General features: G+C 62.3%; 20 protein-coding genes and 1 pseudogene. 11 read left to right on the top strand and 10 right to left on the bottom strand.

From position 1 onward, the window contains the following. Positions 1-108 precede the first annotated feature (108 nt). A complete protein-coding gene (locus SYN60AY4M2_RS06230) occupies positions 109-531 on the top strand; it encodes a ferredoxin (protein WP_011429236.1) in 423 nt (140 codons plus the stop codon). On the opposite strand, the gene SYN60AY4M2_RS06225 is transcribed toward SYN60AY4M2_RS06230, so the two are convergent. Beyond that, the gene (locus SYN60AY4M2_RS06225; protein WP_011429237.1) at positions 519-1151 is read right to left on the bottom strand and encodes a lysophospholipid acyltransferase family protein; all 633 of its coding nucleotides are present in this window, start codon (positions 1149-1151) and stop codon (positions 519-521) included. The two genes, SYN60AY4M2_RS06230 and SYN60AY4M2_RS06225, sit on opposite strands and share 13 nt — an antisense overlap. Positions 1152-1479: 328 nt before the next feature. On the opposite strand from SYN60AY4M2_RS06225, the gene SYN60AY4M2_RS14405 reads away from it, so the two are divergent. Together SYN60AY4M2_RS14405 and SYN60AY4M2_RS14400 are read left to right on the top strand one after the other, a co-directional pair. After that, on the top strand, positions 1480-1983 hold the full coding sequence (locus SYN60AY4M2_RS14405; RefSeq protein WP_240527752.1) for a helix-turn-helix domain-containing protein: 504 nt from the start codon (positions 1480-1482) through the stop codon (positions 1981-1983). Positions 1984-2012: 29 nt separating this feature from the next. Continuing rightward, a complete protein-coding gene (locus tag SYN60AY4M2_RS14400; protein ID WP_240527751.1) occupies positions 2013-2414 on the top strand; it encodes a transposase in 402 nt (133 codons plus the stop codon). Between the two features lie 13 nt (positions 2415-2427). On the opposite strand, the gene SYN60AY4M2_RS06215 is transcribed toward SYN60AY4M2_RS14400, so the two are convergent. Beyond that, a complete protein-coding gene (locus tag SYN60AY4M2_RS06215; RefSeq protein ID WP_011429238.1) occupies positions 2428-3117 on the bottom strand; it encodes a Uma2 family endonuclease in 690 nt (229 codons plus the stop codon). A gap of 151 nt (positions 3118-3268) precedes the next feature. Here SYN60AY4M2_RS06215 and SYN60AY4M2_RS06210 point away from each other — a divergent pair, with 151 nt between their 5' ends. The 3 genes from SYN60AY4M2_RS06210 to groL all read left to right on the top strand — a co-directional run bounded on the left by SYN60AY4M2_RS06210 (position 3269) and on the right by groL (position 6629). Further along, positions 3269-4390 carry an FAD-dependent oxidoreductase gene (locus tag SYN60AY4M2_RS06210; protein WP_071813491.1) on the top strand — a complete coding sequence of 374 codons (1122 nt, stop codon included), beginning with the start codon at positions 3269-3271 and terminating at the stop codon, positions 4388-4390. Between the two features lie 68 nt (positions 4391-4458). Continuing rightward, entirely contained in the window at positions 4459-4797 is a 339-nt protein-coding gene (locus tag SYN60AY4M2_RS06205) for a 30S ribosomal protein PSRP-3 (protein WP_346426047.1), read from the top strand. A 203-nt stretch (positions 4798-5000) separates the two neighbouring features. Further along, positions 5001-6629 carry a chaperonin GroEL gene (gene groL, locus SYN60AY4M2_RS06200; protein ID WP_011429241.1) on the top strand — a complete coding sequence of 543 codons (1629 nt, stop codon included), beginning with the start codon at positions 5001-5003 and terminating at the stop codon, positions 6627-6629. 37 nt (positions 6630-6666) lie between these two features. On the opposite strand, the gene lysS is transcribed toward groL, so the two are convergent. The 7 genes from lysS to trpB form a co-directional block, all read right to left on the bottom strand. Then, positions 6667-8193, bottom strand: coding sequence for a lysine--tRNA ligase (gene lysS / locus SYN60AY4M2_RS06195; protein ID WP_011429242.1), 1527 nt, complete (start codon positions 8191-8193; stop codon positions 6667-6669). A 46-nt stretch (positions 8194-8239) separates the two neighbouring features. Continuing rightward, entirely contained in the window at positions 8240-9028 is a 789-nt protein-coding gene (locus SYN60AY4M2_RS06190; RefSeq protein WP_240527750.1) for a Uma2 family endonuclease, read from the bottom strand. A gap of 488 nt (positions 9029-9516) precedes the next feature. Beyond that, positions 9517-10935, bottom strand: coding sequence for a DNA repair protein RadA (gene radA, locus SYN60AY4M2_RS06185; protein ID WP_011429244.1), 1419 nt, complete (start codon positions 10933-10935; stop codon positions 9517-9519). 52 nt (positions 10936-10987) lie between these two features. Beyond that, positions 10988-12124 (bottom strand): chorismate synthase, encoded by a 1137-nt coding sequence (gene aroC, locus SYN60AY4M2_RS06180; RefSeq protein ID WP_011429245.1) that lies wholly within the window; start codon positions 12122-12124, stop codon positions 10988-10990. Between the two features lie 54 nt (positions 12125-12178). Further along, positions 12179-12913 (bottom strand): pantothenate kinase, encoded by a 735-nt coding sequence (locus SYN60AY4M2_RS06175; protein ID WP_099812522.1) that lies wholly within the window; start codon positions 12911-12913, stop codon positions 12179-12181. Beyond that, positions 12903-13610: an AMMECR1 domain-containing protein gene (locus SYN60AY4M2_RS06170; protein ID WP_228375405.1), complete on the bottom strand. Its 708-nt coding sequence runs from the start codon at positions 13608-13610 to the stop codon at positions 12903-12905. Before SYN60AY4M2_RS06170 ends, SYN60AY4M2_RS06175 begins: the two co-directional genes overlap by 11 nt. A 26-nt stretch (positions 13611-13636) precedes the next feature. Continuing rightward, positions 13637-14890 carry a tryptophan synthase subunit beta gene (gene trpB / locus SYN60AY4M2_RS06165; RefSeq protein WP_099813265.1) on the bottom strand — a complete coding sequence of 418 codons (1254 nt, stop codon included), beginning with the start codon at positions 14888-14890 and terminating at the stop codon, positions 13637-13639. A gap of 202 nt (positions 14891-15092) precedes the next feature. Here trpB and SYN60AY4M2_RS06160 point away from each other — a divergent pair, with 202 nt between their 5' ends. The 4 genes from SYN60AY4M2_RS06160 (at position 15093) to SYN60AY4M2_RS06145 (ending at position 18264) form a co-directional block, all read left to right on the top strand. Then, on the top strand, positions 15093-15452 hold the full coding sequence (locus tag SYN60AY4M2_RS06160) for a hypothetical protein (protein WP_011429249.1): 360 nt from the start codon (positions 15093-15095) through the stop codon (positions 15450-15452). 143 nt (positions 15453-15595) lie between these two features. Then, positions 15596-16114, top strand: coding sequence for a hypothetical protein (locus SYN60AY4M2_RS06155; RefSeq protein WP_099812521.1), 519 nt, complete (start codon positions 15596-15598; stop codon positions 16112-16114). Between the two features lie 48 nt (positions 16115-16162). Beyond that, positions 16163-16723, top strand: a complete 561-nt coding sequence (locus SYN60AY4M2_RS06150) for a helix-turn-helix domain-containing protein (protein ID WP_071813492.1) — start codon at positions 16163-16165, stop codon at positions 16721-16723. Then, on the top strand, positions 16723-18264 hold the full coding sequence (locus tag SYN60AY4M2_RS06145) for an Hsp70 family protein (RefSeq protein WP_099812520.1): 1542 nt from the start codon (positions 16723-16725) through the stop codon (positions 18262-18264). The genes SYN60AY4M2_RS06150 and SYN60AY4M2_RS06145 overlap by 1 nt, the downstream gene beginning before the upstream one ends. A gap of 382 nt (positions 18265-18646) precedes the next feature. Here SYN60AY4M2_RS06145 and SYN60AY4M2_RS06140 read toward each other — a convergent pair whose 3' ends face one another. Beyond that, positions 18647-19099, bottom strand: a complete 453-nt coding sequence (locus tag SYN60AY4M2_RS06140; protein WP_099812519.1) for a DUF6569 family protein — start codon at positions 19097-19099, stop codon at positions 18647-18649. Between the two features lie 435 nt (positions 19100-19534). Between SYN60AY4M2_RS06140 and SYN60AY4M2_RS06130 the strand changes: the two are divergent. Further along, positions 19535-19666, top strand: a pseudogene (locus SYN60AY4M2_RS06130) (IS200/IS605 family transposase); the annotation flags it as partial. Between the last annotated feature and the right edge of the window lie 56 nt (positions 19667-19722).

Below are 19722 nucleotides of genomic sequence, written 5' to 3'. Positions count from 1 at the left end.
GTCAGCATCGCGTAGTGACAACGGAAACGGACAGAATGCTATCGCTTCACCGCTGAGCAGTAATGCTCAGCAGTGTTCAGCGTAAATGTATCAGACACGGATCCTCACATGACCCAGCTTTCCGCTCCCCTTCCCACGCCGGCAAGCCCATCTGCAGAACCTCAGCCGGATCCGATTCCGTCTTACCATTGGCATCTGTTCCTCTGCGCCGACCAGACCAAGCCCAAGTGCTGTGAAAAGGCGGTGGGGCTGGAAGCCTGGGAATACCTGAGGCTGCGGATCCAGCAGTTGAACCTGGAGCTGGCGGGCGTGGGCCCTCTGCGCGTCAACCGCACCAAGGCCAATTGTCTGCGGGCCTGCAACTACGGTGTTCCTGGGCCGGTGTTGTTGGTGTACCCCGGCGGGTTCTGGTACCACTCGGCCACGCCGCCGGTGATAGAGCGGGTGCTGCAAGAGCACATCTTGGGGGGAAAGCCGGTGGCCGAGTATCTGGTTGCTCAAGATACTCTGATTGCCCCTCAGCGCCCCTGATCCAGGAGGGCATGGATGGCCTCCACGCAGGCCGCGGTTGCCTGCTGCAGCTCAGCTTTGTCGCTGGAAGCCGGCGGGGGGATCAGCCTGCCGATGCGCACCGTGATGGGGCAAAACAAGCGCGGCCAGCGGGATCCCTTGGGCAGCACCTTCTCGGTGCCCCAGAGGGCTACGGGGAGCAAGGGTGTCTGGGTGCGCGCTGCCACCAAGGCTGCCCCCAGGTGAGGCTGGGGGATGCGGCCATCGGGGGTGCGGGTGCCGTTGAGAAAGATCCCTACCGCCCAGCCCTGGGCCAGGGCTGCCTCTGTGGCCCGCAAGGCGCTGCGATCCGCACCTCCCCTTTTGACCGGGTAAGCCCCGTAGAGCCGGATCACCTGCTTCAGCACCGGCACCTGGAACAGCTCTTCTTTGGCCATGAAGGCTACCGGGCGGCGCACCGCATTGGCCACCAGCGGCGGATCCAAGTGGCTGGCGTGGTTGCTGACGATGATCAGGGATCCGTGGCGCGGCACGTTTTCCTGGCCATAGGTGCGGCCAAAATACAGTCCCCGAAATAAAGGGTTGACCACCAGCCACTTGAGCAGCCAGTAGGCCAACCAATCGCGGCGGCGATAGCCCATCTGGACGATTTCCCAACTTAAGGGTAGCTCCCTCTTGAGTGTAGGGGAAAGGGGGGGATCCCTAAGGACTTTGGAGACAGGTTTTCCGAAGACCTTCACCTAGGGTGGGATGCGGCGAGGGGAGACGCCGGGAAAACGTTGCGCCAAGTTTTAGCTAATCCGCCGTTCGCGCTAGCGGGACGTAGTCCTGGAAGCCCCGCTCTGTACCCCCCTATATCCCAGTCCCCCAGCCCCCCAGTCCCCCCGTATACGGGGGGATATAGGGGGGGCGGGCCGGTCAGAGTCGGGATGAGAGGCGGGAGCGTTCAACAGGTACAATGCATTCATCATGAGAACCGCTTACCAGTACCGCTTGCGCCCTACTGCTAGCCAAGTCGCCCTGATGGGTGAGTGGCTGGAGCTGCTGCGTAGGCAGTACAACTATCGCCTGGCGGAGCGCTTCCGCTGGTGGGAGCAGAATCGCTGTGACAGCCATGCTTGCCCGTTGACGGTCTGCCATCTGCCTGAGTTGAAAGACAAGCCCGATTTCGACTCCCACAAACGAGACTTGGTAAACACAAAGGCTCTCTTCCCCGAATACCAAGCGATTCATTCCCAGGTGCTCCAAGACTGCCTACAGCGGGTACAAAGGGCCTTTGAGCGATGGCTAAAAGGTGACTGTAACGGCAAGCGGGCAGGCAGGCCTAGGTTTAAGGGAGTAGGGCGGTATCGCTCCTTCACCTTCCCTCAGATGAAGCAGGACTGCATTCGAGGGCAGTTTATCCATCTGCCCAAGGTTGGGCCGGTCAAGCTGGTCCAACACCGCCCTTTGCCCGACGGTTTTACAAAGTAGCCAACCAGCGCAAAGATTTTCACTACAAGATGGCAAAGAAGTTGTTAAGTAAGGGGAAGCACATTGCTCATGAGGCGCTTACTATTAGGGGTCTGGCTAGAAGCAGACTAGCCAAATCTGTTGATGATGCTGGGTGGGGTGAGTTCCTGCAAATTTTGGCAGCCAAGGCTGAAAGAGCTGGGCTGTTGACGATTGCAGGGGATCCCCGCGGCAGCAGTCAAGGGTGCTCGGGGTGTGGTCGTGAGGTGCCCAAAGAGCTGCATGAGCGGTGGCACGATTGTCCGCACTGTGGGTTGAGGATTGGTAGGGATCACAACTCGGCGAGGGTCATCAAATCCAGAGCGGTGGGGCGTCCCGTTCTTCAAGCTCAGGAAATGTCCTGCCATTGGGCAGGAGTCACTGGGAAGCCTGCACTCTATGCGTCAGCATAAGTGCGGGAGTACGTCACCTCTCCAGATCCGGATCCTCGCCCAAAGCCCGCAACCTTGCTGCCAGACGCTCGGCCCGCTGGCGTTCCTGTTCGGCTCGTTGGCGTTCCAGCTCGGCCCGCTCATCTCCCGTCAAAAGCAACTGCCCTTTGGCATCGCACCAGCGCAGCCAGCGGGCTTGTTTCCCCTCGAAAACTCCGTCCCACAGCCTCAGGCCCAGCTCCACCTGTTCCAGCCAGGTCTCGGTCATTTCCGCATAGTGGCGGCCCCGCAGCTCAAAAAGGCGCAGCTCCTCGGATCCCAGCTCGTGGTTGGGATCAAAAACCACGTAGTAGCTGACCCGCATCTGCTCGTAGCGGCTGAACTTGCCACCTAGCTCGTCGCCTTCGCGGTTGGAGACAATCTCGATCACCACATCCGGCGGCTTGTCAAATTGCCAGAGCAGATAGCACCGGTTCTGCTTCTCCCACCATTGTTCCGGCACCGTGACATCCAGGCTGAGAAAAACATCCGACACAATCGGGGGGCGACTGGGGGTTGTGTAGATCCCGACATTGGCTGCTGCCAGGAAGGTTTTGTGGGGCAGAGAGCTGTAGAGCGAGCCAGTCAGGAGGCGCTGTTGCTTTTCAGAGGCAAAGTTATCCGCCGGGGTATCGTCCTCAGTGACCAGATCAGCGACATCGGGCAGCAGCAGTTCAGTATCCATGGGCAAAGGCAGTCGGGGATGTCGACATCTTCGCCGTTTCCCCTACTTTTTGCCGCAGAGGACAAGGGCGGCAAAGCTGGCCGCTCTCCAGAAGGGATCCCGCCCGCAGAATGGGGTATCACGGCAAAAGGGCTCTCTTTGAGGAGGAACCTTGAACTGCGACGTTTTGGTGATCGGCTGTGGGGTGGTGGGCTGTGCCATCGCCTACGAATTGGCCACAGCAGGGCTATCGGTGGTTGGGATCGACGCCAGGGATCCGGCCTCAGGCGCCACCGGGGCCTCGTTGGGGGTGTTGATGGGGATCTGCAGCCGCCAGCCAGATGGGGAGGTGGTGCAGTTGCGCCTGAAAAGCCTGGAGCAGTTCGATCCCCTGATTGCGCGGCTGGAAGCCGACTTGGGTCGGACTTTGCCCGTCAATCGGCACGGCATCCTCAAGCTCCTCCGGGAGGAGGAAGTGGACGCTTGGCAAGCAACCCTGGCGGCTCGCCGGCAAGCAGGTTACCGCCTGGAGTTTCTCAGCCCTGGCGAAGTGGGATCCCTGCAGCCAGGTTTGCGCAGCGACCTGGGGGGAGCCCTCTACTCTCCCCAAGATCGGCAGATCCAACCCCGCCTCCTTACGCAGGCGCTTGTGGAAGCAGCCCAACGCAGAGGCTGCCGCTTCTTCTTCCATCAGCCGGTTCAGAAGATGCAGCGCAGCCCGGATCCTCCCTTTCGCCTACAGGCAGTTTATACGCCAGCCTTCGCCTTCTCGGCAGGCCATGTCGTTCTCGCTGCCGGCCTGGACAGCTCCCCTCTGGCCGAGGAGCTGGGCTTGCGGATCCCTCTGCAGGCGGTCAAAGGCCAGGCTCTGCGGGTCAAAGCGGCGGGGATCCCCCTGGGGCCGGTGGTCAGCGACGAGGATCTGCATCTGGTCCCCCTGGGGGATGGATCCCTGTGGGTGGGGGCAACCGTGGAGTTTCAGGCCCCCCATCCCCAGCCGACGCTGCTGGCCTTACAGGATCTGCTGGCCCACGCCATCGGCATCTGCCCGGCCCTAGCCGAAGCCACCCTGCTGGAGCACTGGGCCGGCCATCGACCCCGACCGCTGGGGCAGCGCGCCCCCATTCTGGGGCCGGCTCCCGGCTATGTCAATCTTTTGGTTGCCACCGGCCACTACCGCAATGGAGTGTTGCTGGCCCCGATTAGCGCCGCCATCCTGAGGGATTTGGTGCTGAAAGGGGAAACAGCCCTGTGCGATCTAAGCGCTTTTGCCCCAAGACCTAAACAGGGCTGAGCTGGCCTATCCACTGAGGTAGCAAGACTTATGTCAGAATAGAAGGTTGCCCGGCTCAGGCCGGGCCAGTGTGTGATCTGTCGAGTCCTGCAAAGGAGAAAAGAGCCTTGCCGAAATTTGCCCTGAAAGCCCTCTGGCTGGAAAACGATTTGGCCATCGCCGTGGATCAGGTGGTGGCCAAAAACCGCAGCCCCCTCACCCGCTACTTTTTCTGGCCGCGGGATGACGCCTGGGAACAGCTCAAAGCCGAGCTGGAGAGCAAAACTTGGATCAGCGAGGAAGATCGCATCACTCTACTCAACCAAGCCACTGAACTGATCAACTACTGGCAAAACGGCGGACGCGAGCGCCCCATCAGCGAAGCCCAAGCCCAGTTCCCCGACATCCTCATCGGCGGCAACGCCTAGCTCTCCCCTCCCCGCCGAGGCCGCGACTCCAAACCCAACCCATCTTGATGGGGATCCTGCTTTTGGGCTAGATTAGCACTCGGGATTTCAGAGTGCTAACTTTGGGCTCGGCCAAGCCAATGGATCGCCGGGGCCCTTCTGGGATCCCACTCCGCCTGGCAGCGCTAAGCGGCCCAGTTGAAACTAAGAGGATCGGGGATTCTATGGCAAAACAGATTCTGTTTAGGGAAGAGGCCCGCAAGGCATTGGAGCAGGGCATCAATCAACTGGCGGATGCAGTTAAGGTTACCATTGGCCCGAAAGGGCGCAACGTCCTTCTGGAGAAAAAGTTCGGCGCCCCCCAGATCGTCAACGACGGGGTCACCATTGCCAAGGAAATTGAATTGGCGGATCCTTTGGAGAACACCGGTGCCCAGCTGATGCGGGAAGTGGCCACCAAGACCAACGACGTGGCCGGAGACGGCACCACCACAGCCACCATTTTGGCCCAGAGCATGGTGCAGGAGGGGTTGAAGAATATTTCGGCAGGAGCCAACCCTGTAGCTTTGCGGCGCGGCATCGAGAAGACCACTGCCTACCTGGTGGAGCAAATTGCCGCTCAAGCTAAGCCTGTGGAAGGCCGCAAGAACATCGCCGAGGTAGCTACCATCTCTGCCGGCAACGACCCGGAAGTGGGGGAGATGATCGCCAGGGCCATGGATGCCGTGGGGCGAGATGGGGTGATTACGGTCGAAGAGTCCAAGTCCTTGGAAACCCAATTGGAAGTTGTCGAAGGGATGCAGTTCGACCGCGGCTACATTTCCCCCTATTTCGTCACCGATACGGAGCGGATGGTGGCCGAATACGAAAATGCCTATCTGCTCATCACCAGTAATAAGCTCTCCAATCTTCAGGATCTGGTGCCTGTTCTGGAGCGGGTAGCGCGAGAGGGACGGCCGCTGCTGGTGATTGCCGAGGATGTGGAGGGAGAAGCCCTGGCCACTTTGGTGGTCAACAAGCTGCGGGGGGTGTTGAACGCGGTGGCGGTGAAGGCGCCGGCTTTTGGGGATCGGCGCAAGGCCATGTTGGAGGACATTGCCATCCTCACCGGTGGGCAGCTCATCTCCGAGGATATCGGCATCAAGCTGGAGAACGTCACCCTGGACATGATGGGGGTGGCCCGCAAGATTACCGTTACCAAAGACAAGACCACCATTGTGACCGACGGCAGCACCAAGGCGGCGGTGGAGAAACGGGTGGCCCAGATCCGCAAGCAACTGGAGACCACCGATTCCGAGTACGACCGCGAGAAGCTGCAGGAGCGGATCGCCAAGCTGGCCGGTGGGGTGGCGGTGATCAAGGTGGGAGCTGCCACTGAAACGGAGCTTAAAGACCGCAAGCTGCGCATTGAAGATGCCCTCAACGCCACGCGGGCGGCAGTGGAGGAAGGGATCGTCCCCGGTGGCGGGGCAACGTTGCTGCATCTTTCCAAAGGGATCCCGGCCTTCAAGGCCAACTTGAACGCAGAAGAGCAGGTGGGGGCGGACATTGTCTGCCGGGCTTTGCAGGCGCCGCTCTATCAGATTGCCCACAACGCTGGCCTGGAGGGGTCGGTGGTGGTGGAAAAGGTTCTGGAGAAGGAGATGCCCTTTGGCTTTGATGCCCTGACGGGCACCTATGTGGACATGTTTGCTCAGGGGATCGTGGATCCGGCCAAGGTCGTACGCTCGGCGCTGCAGAATGCCGCTTCCATCGCCGCCATGTACCTCACCACCGAAGCCATTGTGGTGGAAAAGCCCGAACCCAAGACGAAAACAGGAGCGAGCCGCTCCGGCGGTGCGGGGATGATGTAACTCCCCTAAACCATGCCCTTGTGGCCTAGGCCCCTATTCAGGGGCTTTCTCCCGTCTCCGGTCGCAGCAGGGGGAAGGCGATGACATCGCGGATGCTGGCAGCGTCGCACAGCAGCATCGCCAGACGGTCGATGCCGATGCCCAGGCCACCGGTGGGGGGAAGGCCGTACTCCAGGGCAGTGAGGAAGTCTTCGTCCAAAAAGTGGGCCTCTTCGTCTCCGGCTGCCTTCAGGGCCGCCTGGGCCTCCAGCCGCTGCCGCTGATCCACCGGGTCGGTCAGCTCCGAGTAGGCGTTGGCCGTCTCCCGCCCGACGATAAACAGCTCGAAGCGCTCCGCCAACCCCGGCTTGCTGCGGTGGGGCTTGGTGAGCGGACACACCTCCAGGGGATAGTCGAGAACAAAGGTCGGCTGGCGCAGGCGGCTCTCGCAGCAGTGCTCGAAGGCTTTGACCAACAGCTTGCCAGGGGAGTCGTGGGGGGAGAGATCGGGGATCCCCTGCTGGGCCAGGGCGGGCAAGAGCTCGGCGGTGGATCCCTTTTCCACGTCGATGAAGATGCCGGTGGCCTCCTCCACCAACTCCTGGATCGTTACCCGCCGCCAGGGTGGGGTGAGGTCAATGGTCTCCCCTTGGTAAGTAATTTGCAGGGATCCCCGCACTGCCAGGGCGGCGTTGCAGACCAGGGCTTCGGTCAGCTCCATCATCGTGTGGTAGTCGGCAAAGGCTTGGTAGGCCTCCAGCGAGGTAAACTCCGGGTTGTGGCGGGTGGAGATGCCCTCGTTGCGAAAGACTCGCCCAATTTCGTACACCCGCTCGATCCCGCCCACCACCAGCCGCTTCAGGTGCAGCTCGGTGGCAATGCGCAAGTAGAGATCTAGATCCAGGGCGTTGTGGTGGGTGATGAAGGGACGCGCCTCCGCCCCGCCGGGGATCACCTGCAGCACCGGCGTCTCGATCTCCACAAAGCCCCGCTCCTCCAGGGTCTGCCGCAGGGAGCGGACGATCTTGGCCCGGTCGAGCAAGGTTTGCTTGACCTCGGGGTTGACGATGAGGTCAACGTAGCGCTGGCGGTAGCGTTTCTCCACATCCCGTAGGCCGTGCCACTTATCGGGCAGGGGCAGCAGGGCCTTGGTCAGCACCTGGTACTCGTCCACCCGCACCGACAGCTCCCCTTTCTCGGTGCGCTTGAGACAGCCCTTGGCCCCCAGCCAATCGCCCACGTCAAGCAGCTTGTCCAGGTTCTTGAAGGCCAGCTCCCCCATGTGCTGCGTCAGCCGTTGCTTTTCCAGGTAGAGCTGGATGGTGCCAGAGCGATCCTGCAGGGTAAAGAAGGCCAGTTTGCCCATGACCCGCCGCGCCCGGATCCGCCCGGCCACCGCCACCTGCACATCCTCCCGCTCGGCGCCGGGCTCGAGATCGGCAAATTGCGCCTGCAACTCGGCAGCCAAGTGGGTAACCGGGAAAGAATAGGCGTAGGGCAGGATCCCTTGCTCCTGCAGGTGGCGGGCCTTTTCCAGGCGGGCGGCCCGTTGGGCAGCTTCGCTGCTGCTGGGGAGAGTGGACATAGGGGTAAAAGGGATAGAGGATTTCAGGGACGGACGGGATCCTTTTTTACGCTTCCGGCGGCGCGATCCCGTGGGAACGCAGCAGCTCCAAAAGTCTTTCGGCCCGTTGGCGTTCTCTTTCAGCCCGTTGGCGTTCTCTCTCGGCCCGCTGCTGCTCTAGGGCGGCCTTTTCGTCGCCGGTGGGTAAAACTTGGCCCTCTCGGTCACACCAGCGCAGCCATTCCGTGTTGACGCCCTCGAAGGATCCCTGCCAGAGGGTCAAGCCCAGGCCAATCTCCTCCAGCCAGGTGGAATCGAAGGGAACCAACTCTCCCCCCCGCCGCTGAAAAAGAACCAGTGGGGATCCCTGCAGCTCCCGCAGTTGCCGCAAAGGATCGTAAACCCCGTAGTAGCCCACGCCGGCGCGGGCGTAGTCCCTGAGTTTGCGGCCCAGCTCTTCTCCCTCGCGGTTGGAGACAATCTCAATGACCACGTCGGGAGGCTTGCCCATCTCCCAGACAAAGTAGGTGCGATCTTCCTTGCGCTCGAAGCTGGCGGGGGGAGCTACCTCCAGGCTGAGCATGACATCGGGCACGAGCGGCGGCTGCTTGAGGGCGTAGAACAGGCCGACGTTGGCCGTGGCCAGGAAGGGGATCGGCTCGCCGCTGTCTTTGGCTCTGGGCTGAAAGGAGGCGTAGAGGGCGCTCGTGAGCAGGCGCTGCAGCTTCTCCGAGTAGATGCTGTCCACAGGCTGGTCGTCCTCGATCACCAGGTCACTGATATCGGGTGGGGGCGGCGGTGGAAACTCCGCTGCCGGCGTCGAGGGCTTGAGGGGGCTAGAAGGTGCAGAAACCATGATGCCGGGATCCTTTGCAGGGCCGCTGCTAGCGACTGCTCGGTTGTTGGTCAATCGAGCCGATATCGAACCATCTCGAGGGTAGCAAAGGTTTTGGGGAAAAAGGCGACCAGAGAGCTTCTCCAATCCACACCAGAGATAGAAGCCCAACCCTGGGCCGAGGGCCTGCCTCCTGGAGCGGGGCAAGAGACAAAAAATCCTGCCCGACCTCCTCAGCTTTGGCCGGATCCCTTTTGGAAAGCAGCTAGCGCTCCGCCTGGGCGTTCAAGCTGGAGACGATCAGGTACACCACGAAAAGAAACAGGGCTACCAACGCCATAGGTCGATCCTTAGGTCAGTCTCTTGCGCCAGGGTCTGTAGGATAGTGTGCCCATCCGGGCCGGGATCCGGTTGCTGTTGTCGCACAAACCTTTATTCTATGACATTTTCCCGTAGCTTGGTTCTTGGCGGAGCTCGACCGCCCAACTGGGCAAGTTGGGGATCCCTTCTCACTGGCCAGGCTCGGAGCTGGGCAGAGCCACCAGCAGAGCTTCCAACACCCGCTGCACCCGGCTCAAGCGCAGGCCAGAGTCGGCCAAAACGGGGCTGTTGGGGATGATGGCGTGGCGGAACCCCAGCTTGGCGGCTTCCTTGAGGCGCTGCTCCAACTGCGCCACCGGGCGCACCTGTCCCCCCAGGCCCACCTCGCCGATCAAGACCGTAAAGGGATCCACCTGGCGATCTCGGAAGCTGGCGGCCACGGCCACCGCCACCCCCAAGTCGGCAGCTGGCTCGGCCACCTGGATGCCGCCGGCGGAGGCAATGTAGGCGTCGTATTTGGAAAGCGGGATCCCCACCCGTTTTTCCAGCACCGCCAAGATCTGCAAAAAGCGGTTGAGCTCGATGCCGGTGGCGGTGCGGCGGGGGGAGCTGTAGCTGGTGGGGCTGACCAGGGCCTGCACGTCCACCACCAAGGGGCGGGTGCCCTCACAGGCGACGATGGTGGCCGTTCCCGGCGTGGCCTGATCCCGGCTGCTCAAAAAAAGCTGCGAGGGATTGTCCACCTCCACCAAGCCAGAGGCGGTCATCTCGAAAACGCCGATTTCCTGGGCCGCCCCAAAGCGGTTTTTGACGGCGCGCAGCAGGCGGTGGCTCTGAAAGCGATCCCCCTCAAAGTACAAGACGGTGTCCACCAGGTGCTCCAGCACCTTGGGCCCGGCCAGGGATCCATCTTTGGTAACATGGCCAACGATGAGCAGGGCCACCCCCAGTTTTTTGGCCACTCGCATCAAGAGGCCGGCGCATTCCCGCACCTGGGAAACGGATCCCGGCGCCGAGCTGAGCTGCCCCCAGAAGATGGCCTGGATGCTGTCGATGATCGCCACCTGGGGCTGTAGGGCCTGGATCTCGGCCACAATGGCCTCCAGGTCGGTTTCCGCCAATAGGTAGAGCTGCTCGCTTTCTATCCCCAGCCGCAAGGACTCCGTCCCGCTAATGCGAGCGGCGCGCAGCTTGATCTGCTGGGCCGATTCCTCCCCCGACACGTACAAGATGGGCCCCCGCTTGGCGAGATGCGCAGCAGTCTGCAGCAGCAGGGTGCTCTTGCCAATGCCTGGATCGCCGCCGATCAACACCAGGGATCCCGGCACGATGCCACCTCCCAACACCCGGTCGAACTCGCCGGAGCCAGAGGAGAGGCGGGGGTGGCTCTCCGAGGAGACTTGGGAGAGGGGAAGGGCCGACAGGGGCATCCCGTTGCCGCGGCTGCGCTGGGGAACGAGCCGCTGCGGTGGCCCAGACTTAGAAGAGGGGGCGACGACCACCTCCGTCAGCGTGTTCCAGGCGCCACAGTTGTCGCAGCGGCCCAAAAACTTGGGGTAGCGCTCGCCGCACTGGCTGCACTCCCAGACGGTTTTGGCCTTGGCCATGAACAGGGATCCCGCCTCTTTCTTAGGATACAAGGACTCCGACCGGCTGCCGCTAGCTGTGGGGCAGGGGAACGGCGGGAATGGGCACCTCTGGCAAGGCCAGGGATCGGCACTGGGCGTGGTGGCGCAGCAGATGGTCACAGAGCACCAAAGCCACCATCGCCTCCACCATCGGCACCGCCCGCGGCAGCACGCAGGGATCGTGGCGCCCCCGCGCCGCCAAAACCGTCTCCTGCCCGTCGAGGGTGACGGTGCTTTGGGGCTGGCGAATGGTGGCGGTGGGCTTGAAGGCCACCCGCAGGACGATGTCTTCCCCGTTGCTGATGCCCCCCTGGATGCCGCCGGAGCGGTTGCTGCGGGTGCGCCAGCCGCTGGGGGTCATGTAGAACTCGTCGTTGTGCTGCTTGCCCGTCAGGTAGGTGCCGGCAAACCCCGAACCGATCTCAAACCCCTTGCTGGCCGGCAGCGACATCACCGCCTTGGCCAGGTCGGCCTCCAATTTGTCGAACACCGGGCAGCCCAGCCCGCGGGGCACATTGCGGGCCACACATTCCACCACTCCCCCGAGAGAATCTCCTTCCCGCGCCGCTGCTTCAATTTTTTCAATCATCGCCGCCGCCGCGGCTGGATCGGGGCAGCGGACGATGTTGGCTTCCACCTGCTCCGCCGTCACGGAGCTGGGATCCACCTGGGCCTCTACGTCTTGGACCCGCTGCACATAGGCCAGGATCTCTACCCCTGCTGCCAGGCGCAGGATCTTCTTGGCGATGGCCCCGGCGGCCACCCGGCCAATGGTCTCCCGCGCCGAGGCCCGCCCTCCCCCCTGCCAGTTGCGGATGCCGTACTTGGCCTGGTAGGTGGCATCGGCATGGGAAGGGCGGAAGGTGGTGGCCATCTCGCTGTAATCCTGGGGGCGGGCGTCCTGGTTGCGCACCAGGATGTGGATGGGGGTGCCGAGGGTAAAGCCTTGGAAAACCCCGGAGAGGATCTGGCAGCGATCCGCCTCCTGGCGCGGCGTGGTGATGTGGCTCTGGCCGGGACGGCGCCGATCCAGCTCCGCCTGGATGTCGGCCTCGCTCAAGGGCAGCCGCGGCGGGCAGCCGTCCACCACCACCCCCACCGCCCCCCCGTGGGACTCGCCGTAGGTGGTGACGCAAAACAAGACGCCGAAGGAGTTGCCGTTGGCCATGGGATCCCTGAGCAAGAAGCTGCCCGCTCGCAGGCGGCTGGGAGAGACTGTCTTCTATTCTGCACCAGAAGGCTTGCGGACGACGCGGTGCAACTGACGGCAGCCGGCAATCCCCCGCAACACCAGGTGGGGATCCCAGCGCAGCTCTGCGTCAAGGGGCCGCAGGTGGGGGTAGAGTAGCTCGCCATCGCCGCCGGTTACTAGCAGCGGGCCTTGGGGAAAGCGGCGGCGCCAGTCGGCCAGAAAATCCCGCAAGCCGGCCAGCAGGGTATGAAGAATGCCGCTGCGGATGGCGGCCCCAGTGTCCCTGGCCCAGCGGGGGGGTATGGGAGCGCCGGGATCCCACTCCACTTTGGGCAGCCGGGCGGTGTGGTCGGCCAGCGCCTGCGCCTGCAACCCCAGGCCGGGCAGGATCGCTCCTCCCACCAGGGATCCCTCGGCGTCAGCTCCCGTCAGGGTCAAGGCGGTGCCGGCGTCGATGACCAAGCAGGGCCAGCCGTAGCGGATCCCGGCGGCCCACAGAGCCAGTGCCCGATCCAGCCCCAGCCCGGGATAGGGATCCCGCAGCGGCACCTGGGAGAGCTCAAGGCAATGCACCCAGGGGGATCGGGGCGGCAAAGGGGCAGAGCCAACGGCAGCTAGCCACAGCTCCGTCTCTTCTGGCCAGGATAGGGGTTGGTGGGCGGGAAACTGCTCCACCTTCACCAAGCTCTCGCCAGCAAACCAGCCCCAGCGCACGTGGGTGTTGCCCACCACGGCGGCCAGCCACCGCTCTGCCTCAGAACTCATGCAACAGCTCCGCCTCCACGCGAAACAGCTCCACCGGCTGATCGGCAGGGATCCCGGCCAATTGCTTGGCGGTGGAGAGCTGCCAGGCCGTCGTCAGAGCCTCTCCGGGCAGCAACACCGCCCCCCGTGTCCCCGCGCGAATGAACAGGCCCATGCGGGTGGGATCCACCTGCTCCAGAGAGGGGATGGGCACCACCCGTCGCACGATGGCCACCTGAATAGAAGCCGACTCCAGCTCGCCGGGTTGCAGGGGCCGATAGCGCCAGTCGCGAGTAACAGCCCCCACCGCCGCCCGGATGGTGGCCCTGGCCAGATCCTCGCCGCCGGGATCCAAGCTGCCCCAACAGCCGCGGGGCCGTCCCTCCCTGGTCACCGTAACAAAAACTCCCGCCGGGCGCCGCCAGTGGGGCGGGATCTCTTCTGGAGCAGGCAGCACCTGGCCAGTGGCGAAGTAGTGGGCGATGGCCTGCCGCGCCAGGGCCGGCAGCGTCTTGGGCAAGGGTTGCGGCTGGACGGGAGCAGGGATCCCCTCCGTCCCGCCGTTGCGGGGCAAGGCGCCTGCCGGGGAACTCGTGGCCGGGGACGGGATCCCGCCAACGCGCCCAGAAACCTCTGGCCGGGATCCGGCCAGCAGCCCTAGCCCTGCCCCCAGAAACAAGGCCAGCAGGCTGAGCGATCGAATGGCAAAGGTGGACACGAGCTGAGGATCTTGCCAACCCAACTCTAGGCTAGGCTATGCCCCCGCTTCTGCAAGTACTTGAAAACGGTGTTCAGATCCTTGTCGCCCCGCCCGGAGCAGTTGACCACCACCCGCTGCTGGGGGCCAAGCTGGGGGGCTAGGGTCTTCAGGTAGGCCAGGGCGTGGGCCGTCTCCAGGGCGGGGATGATCCCCTCCAGGCGCGACAGCAATAGCAGCGCCTCCACCGCCTCGTCGTCGGTAACGGCGTAGTACTCAGCCCGCCCAATCTCCTTTAAGTAGCTGTGCTCCGGCCCCACACCGGGGTAATCCAAGCCAGCGCTGATGGAATGGGCCTCCTGCACCTGGCCTTCTTCATCTTGCAGCAGGTAGCTCATGGCCCCGTGCAAGACCCCAATGCGACCGCGGCTAAGAGTAGCAGCGTGGCGGGAGGTGTGCAAGCCCTCCCCGGCAGCCTCGATGCCGATAAGCCGCACTTGGGGATCCTGAACAAACTCGTTGAACAACCCCAGGGCATTGGAGCCGCCGCCCACACAGGCCAGCAGCACGTCCGGCAGTCCTCCCCATTTCTCTTGGCACTGCTGCCGCGTCTCCTGGCCGATGACATCGTGAAAGGTCCGCACCAGCTTCGGGTAGGGGTGGGGCCCGGCCACCGTGCCAATGACGTAGTGGGTGGTCTCCACGTTGGTTACCCAGTCGCGGATGGCCTCGGAGAGGGCATCTTTGAGGGTGGCCGTGCCGGATTCCACCCCCCGCACCTCAGCGCCCAACAGGCGCATCCGCTGCACGTTGGGGGCCTGCCGCTCCATGTCCAGCGCCCCCATGTAGATGACGCATTCCAGGCCAAAGCGGGCGCACACCGTTGCCGTGGCCACCCCATGCTGGCCAGCGCCAGTCTCGGCAATGATCCTTCGCTTGCCCATGCGCACCGCCAGCAGCACTTGGCCAAGGGCGTTGTTGATCTTGTGGGCACCGGTGTGGTTGAGATCCTCCCGCTTCAGGTAGATCTGGGGGCCGCCGTAGTGCTCGGTCAGCCGCTGGGCAAAGTAGAGGGGACTGGGCCGCCCGACAAAGTCCCGCAGTAGGCTGTGAAACTCGGCGCGAAAGTCGGGATCCCGCCAATGCTGCTCAAAGGCTTCCTCCAGCTCCGTCAGGGCGCTCATCAGGGTTTCCGGCACAAAACGGCCCCCAAAGGGCCCAAACCGGCCCCGAGGATCCGGACGCACCTGCGGGTCAAGGGGATCCCAGGTGGCAGGGGCAGCAAGAGGAGTTGAGGTCATGGCAAATGGATTGGCGCGGGCTTGACAGCCGGCAATAGGAGACAAGTTTCCCTATTCTACAGAAGATGGAAACTCGGGAAGGCCACTGTCCAAGCTATCTTATTTGCCGCCCTGGATGGTGGGATCCCGCCGAAATCACCTTTGAACAGGGGGCTTCCAAGGATTTTTACGATCAGGCCGTCCGATTTTGGGGGCGGCCTTTATGGACAAGCATCTGCAAGAGTTGCTCCAGCAAGAAGATCAAAAGCGCAGGGACGAAGAGCTGCGCCGCACCTATGCCCTTTCTCAAAAGTCTCAGGGAGCGGCAGTCTTTTTGTCGTTATTGCTGGCTTTTGCGGCCTACATTTATACGCGGCGATGGAAAGCGCTAATGATCTTTTTGGGGTGGTGTATTTTTGTCGGCGTGTTGTTTAGCGATGAAGAAGGAGAAGTTTCTCTCCCTGGACTTTTTCTGGCCTCCACCTGGGCAGCGGTGGACAACTGCGCCGCCATCCAGCGAGCTAGAGAAAAAATTGAACTGCTACGCTCCGGGCAAAGCCCCGATAGCAACCGGCAGACTTAATCGACCTCAAATCAACAAGCTGGAAACCCTTCCTTACTCCCCTCTCCCTGTGGGAGAGGGGCTGGGGGTGAGGGATCCCTTTGCCAGCAGCAGGTTAGGACAAGGGAGCCTAGAATGGCCGCAGATCCGAGGAAACCAAAACCATGAAGTCTGCTGCTTGCCTAGCCTGTCTGCTCGCCGGTCTCCTTGGGGGGGAAGGGATCCCGGCCCTGGCCTCACCCGCTCTTTTGGTGCTGGCCCAGTCCGGCTTTCAGCCCTACATCAATGTCCGCTTTGGCTATCGCCTCGACTATCCGGCTGATTTTGTCCCCCAAGGGGAATCCGACAGCGGCGACGGCCAGGTGTTCATCGGCAAAGAGGGGGCCGAGCTGCGCGTTTGGGGTGGGTACAATATTCTTCAAGCAACGCCCGCCAGCGCCCTGCAAGAGGAGCTGCAGCGCAGCCGGGAAAGCCGACGCCGGGTTACCTATCAAGTTGCCGGTCGGGATTTTTTCGTGGTCTCCGGCTACGAGCCAGACGGCCAGCGGATTTTTTACCTCAAAAAGCTCGTCAGCCCCTCTCTAGAGGCTGGCTTTGAATTGGTCTATCCGGCCAGCCGGCGCGAGCGCTACGACCGGGACGTGGAAGCCATAGCCCGCTCCCTGCGCTTTGTGGATCCCTGACCCAGGCCCAAGTTGGGGCATGATCGTAGGGATCCCTGGCAAAACCCCATGGCCGAGAGACCGCTGGACAGTTGGCTGCGGGAACGGATGCAAGCCGTTGGCCTCTCCTCTTGGCAGGCTCTGCAAGCCCGGGCGGGGATCAGCCGCCGCGCCCTCGATCAGGTGCGCCAAGGGCAGTGGGGATCCCTGCGCCTGGAGCAACTGCAGAAGCTGGCTGCCGCTTTAGAGTGGGAGTTGGGATCCCTGCTTGGCGGTGGCGACCCTAGTCCAAGGGGCTCGAACACTGCAGAAGCGATCTTTTCCCTGCTGCAGCCGCTGCTGACCAGCTACCCCACCGTCCGCGAGATTGCCCGGCGCAAGCCCGATTGGCCGGCCCAAAACGTGACGGCCCTCTTCCGGTCGCTGGATGCCCTGCTGCAGCAGTGGGGGTATGAAGCCATCGGCAGCCCTCTTGAGTCCGTCCCCTTCGACCCGCAACTGCACCAGCCGGATCAGCCGGACATTCGGCCAGGGGATCCCGTCTACATCCGCTTTGTCGGCTACCGCCGGAAAGACTACATCCTCTGCCCGGCCAAAGTCAGCCGCTCGCTGCCCGGAGGATTGAGCTGATGGCACCTGTCCCCAAAGCAACGCTGGCTATCGATTTCGGCACCAGCAATACTGTGGTGGCAGTTTGGGATCCCGTCCAAGAAGCGCCCCGCCTGCTCAGCTTTCCCGGCCTTTCCCGCCCGGGCTACTCGGCCATTCCCAGCCTGGTCTATGTCAAGGGAAAAGGCCAGCTCTTGGTGGGGGAAACGGTGCGGGCCGGGCGTTGGGGGGCAGTGGAGCCGCAGCGGCTGTTTCAGGGCTTCAAGCGGGATCTGGTGGCGGAGTTTGTCCCCCCACCGCGGATTCTCGATGGGGAGCGCTACGACGCCGAGAGGGTGGCTCAGGCTTTTTTGCAGGCGGTGATGGAAGCCGTCCAGCAAGAATACCTGCAGCCGCAACAGGTGGTGTTTACCGCTCCCGTCGGCTCCTTTGAGCGCTACTTGAACTGGCTGCGGGGGGTGGCCGGGGATCCCGTTCAAATTGTGGACGAGGCCACTGCCGCTGCCCTGGGCTATGCGGTCGGCCAGCCGGGATCCGTGGTGCTGGTGGTGGATTTCGGCGGCGGCACCCTGGATCTCAGCCTGGTGCGCACCCTTGCCCCCCAGCCGGGCAACCCCGTCCTCAAGGCAGAGGTGATCGCCAAGGCCGACGCCTACGTGGGCGGGGTGGATATCGACATCTGGATAGCCGAATACCTGCTGGGGCAACTGGGGCTGAGCCGGCAGCAGCTGGGGGCCCTGAGCTGGATGACGCTTTTGGAGCAGGCAGAACAGCTCAAGATCGCCCTTTCTGCCCAGCCGGAGGCTGTGGGCAGTTGGTTCGACGACGAGACTCTAACTGCCTATGAGCTGCGCTTGAATCGGCAGGCGCTGGAGGAGATTTTAGAAACCCACCAGCTCCTCGACCAGATCCGCCAGTGCCTAGACGAGGTGCTGCTCAGCGCCCAGGCAAGGGGAGTGGGCAAAAGCCAAATTGAGCAGGTGCTCCTGGTGGGAGGCAGCTCCCAACTGCCGGCAGTCCAAGAGCTGCTCCGCTCCTACTTCGGCAAAAAGAAAGTCCGCTGCGAGCGCCCCTTCGACGCCGTGGCCCTGGGCGCTCTGCAGGTGGGCCGCCAGGTCAAGCTCGAGGATCGCCTGCACCACAGCTACGCCATCCGCCTCTGGGATCCCTGGCAAAAAAGTTACATCTACTATCCCCTCTTCGAGCGGGGCAGCCCCTACCCTTGCCGACGCTCCGAGCCCTTGATCTTGCAGGTGGCCAACGATGGCCAGACCGAAATTCGACTCGATGTGGGGGAAGTGGCCCAGGTGGCCCAGGCCGAGGTGGTCTATGACGAGCTGGGGCGCATGAGCAGCCGCCAACTTACCCGACAAACCGATTTTCGATCCCTGGGTGCTGAGCCGGCTTGTCTGGCCCGCCTGCAGCCCCCAGGTCGGGCAGGAGAAGATCGCCTCAAGGTGGAATTTGCCGTCGATGCCTCGCGGCGGCTGTTGGCCACTATCTTCGACTTGCAAACCCAGCAGCTTTTGGTAGAAGCCCAGCCCGTAGCCACCCTGAGTTAGAGAAAGGCACTCAGCTTCTTTATCGCGCCAAAACCCAAACAGTGCCGCCTGGCCCTTCTCCCCCCTGGGAGAGGGGCTGGGGGTAGTCGCAATGGCAGCGTGGAGCGCTTGGGCGGATCCCTTGTTGAACAATCGCCTATTTTGCTGTAAAGCGCGGGGGAAAAGTCTTAAGCTCATCCAGAATGACTGTATATCCCCTGCAGTGGCTTTGTAATGACTTGACAGATATAGTCATTTCAAATAGATGCAACGTTTCTCTACGTCGTTATTGCTACGCAACGCTGTCGCGAAGGCGCCGGCAGCGCGAAGCACTATCTCTAGCTCCCCTCTCCCCCTGGGAGAGGGGCTGGGGGTGAGGGCCGACTCCCCTGAGCTCAATCTCTCAAGAATTAGCAACGACTGGCCCTACTGCTGACAGGTAAACTAGCTTCCCGTCGTAGAACAGCGCTGAGCCTTGGTCGCCTTGCTGCGAGTCTGCCCGGTACTCCTGACCTTCGCCCACAGTCGTTACCGCTTCCCAAGGCCATTGGGTTATGTTGGCCCAGTACTTGAGAACATCCTCAGAGGTGGCCTTGGCTCGTGAGGGGGCTGCTCGCAGGGCCTCGATGGCCAGACCGGCTACCAGGCGGGACCACAACCGGCTGCAAATCTGCGCCGTTCCGAAGAGATCCAGCGAGCGCACACGACCGTCTATAGCGATGGCTAGGCCAGTTGCTCCCTTGACATAGCTGATGTCTTCGCGGAACCCTTTCAGCTCCTCCTCGTAGGCTGCATAGGCAATCAGCAAGGGCGGCAGTAGGGGAGCTAACCTCAAGCCTGAGGTGAAGACGGGCAACGTTGACACTCCCACCGCCTAAAGGCGGGGGATTCTTACGCAGTCCACAAAAGAACCCGTAACGGCGTTGTCAAAGCGCCTCTAGACAGTTCCTGAAGGCAAAGCCCCAAGGTTCTGCTGACTTTCTTAAGCAGGTTGGCGGCAGCATTTGCCTCAGCGTTGACCAACCACCCCTTTGCCGTTTGGTACAGGCCCCGCTTGACACGCCTTCCAGAGGGTCTCCACCCGTCGGGTTTTTCACCATAACTAGGTAGCTCATCTCCATCTAGGAAGCTTGCCTGCGAGCTGTACCTCTACCTCAATAAACTCGATGCCATAATGCTGACATAATTCTCCTTGAACCGACCTGTTGGGATGAAAACAAAGTTTCGGTTATTGACCTTCCCTAAACCGCATTCTTGTTTTTGTTCTTTGTTCCAACCTAAGTAAGCGATAGTGCGAGAGGAAAGTCAACGGTACAATCACTACAACCATGGTGTGGGGCTAGCGGTTGTTTATCTTATTTTTTGGCCAAAGAGAAGGAAAAAGGTCTTGGTAGGAGAAGTCAGGAAGAGGTTGTTTGAGCTATGAAACTATATCAACGACCCCCATCATGGGTAAGCGACTAAAGTGGCTAGCGGGCT

Origin of the sequence: Synechococcus sp. 60AY4M2 (genome assembly GCF_002760375.1) — a bacterium.
GTDB lineage: Bacteria > Cyanobacteriota > Cyanobacteriia > Thermostichales > Thermostichaceae > Thermostichus.
The sequence above is the reverse complement of the archived record's forward strand: the minus strand, read 5'-3'. Positions and strand labels throughout refer to the sequence as shown.

Excerpts from the sequence above, each read along its gene's own strand:
- SYN60AY4M2_RS06230 (WP_011429236.1), top strand. The coding sequence starts at position 109 with ATGACCCAGCTTTCCGCTCCCCTTCCCACGCCGGCAAGCCCATCTGCA.
- SYN60AY4M2_RS06225 (WP_011429237.1), bottom strand. The coding sequence starts at position 1,151 with ATGGGCTATCGCCGCCGCGATTGGTTGGCCTACTGGCTGCTCAAGTGG.
- SYN60AY4M2_RS14405 (WP_240527752.1), top strand. The coding sequence starts at position 1,480 with ATGAGAACCGCTTACCAGTACCGCTTGCGCCCTACTGCTAGCCAAGTC.
- SYN60AY4M2_RS14400 (WP_240527751.1), top strand. The coding sequence starts at position 2,013 with ATGGCAAAGAAGTTGTTAAGTAAGGGGAAGCACATTGCTCATGAGGCG.
- SYN60AY4M2_RS06215 (WP_011429238.1), bottom strand. The coding sequence starts at position 3,117 with ATGGATACTGAACTGCTGCTGCCCGATGTCGCTGATCTGGTCACTGAG.
- groL (WP_011429241.1), top strand. The coding sequence starts at position 5,001 with ATGGCAAAACAGATTCTGTTTAGGGAAGAGGCCCGCAAGGCATTGGAG.
- lysS (WP_011429242.1), bottom strand. The coding sequence starts at position 8,193 with ATGTCCACTCTCCCCAGCAGCAGCGAAGCTGCCCAACGGGCCGCCCGC.
- SYN60AY4M2_RS06190 (WP_240527750.1), bottom strand. The coding sequence starts at position 9,028 with ATGGTTTCTGCACCTTCTAGCCCCCTCAAGCCCTCGACGCCGGCAGCG.
- radA (WP_011429244.1), bottom strand. The coding sequence starts at position 10,935 with ATGGCCAAGGCCAAAACCGTCTGGGAGTGCAGCCAGTGCGGCGAGCGC.
- aroC (WP_011429245.1), bottom strand. The coding sequence starts at position 12,124 with ATGGCCAACGGCAACTCCTTCGGCGTCTTGTTTTGCGTCACCACCTAC.
- SYN60AY4M2_RS06175 (WP_099812522.1), bottom strand. The coding sequence starts at position 12,913 with ATGAGTTCTGAGGCAGAGCGGTGGCTGGCCGCCGTGGTGGGCAACACC.
- trpB (WP_099813265.1), bottom strand. The coding sequence starts at position 14,890 with ATGACCTCAACTCCTCTTGCTGCCCCTGCCACCTGGGATCCCCTTGAC.
- SYN60AY4M2_RS06160 (WP_011429249.1), top strand. The coding sequence starts at position 15,093 with ATGGACAAGCATCTGCAAGAGTTGCTCCAGCAAGAAGATCAAAAGCGC.
- SYN60AY4M2_RS06155 (WP_099812521.1), top strand. The coding sequence starts at position 15,596 with ATGAAGTCTGCTGCTTGCCTAGCCTGTCTGCTCGCCGGTCTCCTTGGG.
- SYN60AY4M2_RS06150 (WP_071813492.1), top strand. The coding sequence starts at position 16,163 with ATGGCCGAGAGACCGCTGGACAGTTGGCTGCGGGAACGGATGCAAGCC.
- SYN60AY4M2_RS06145 (WP_099812520.1), top strand. The coding sequence starts at position 16,723 with ATGGCACCTGTCCCCAAAGCAACGCTGGCTATCGATTTCGGCACCAGC.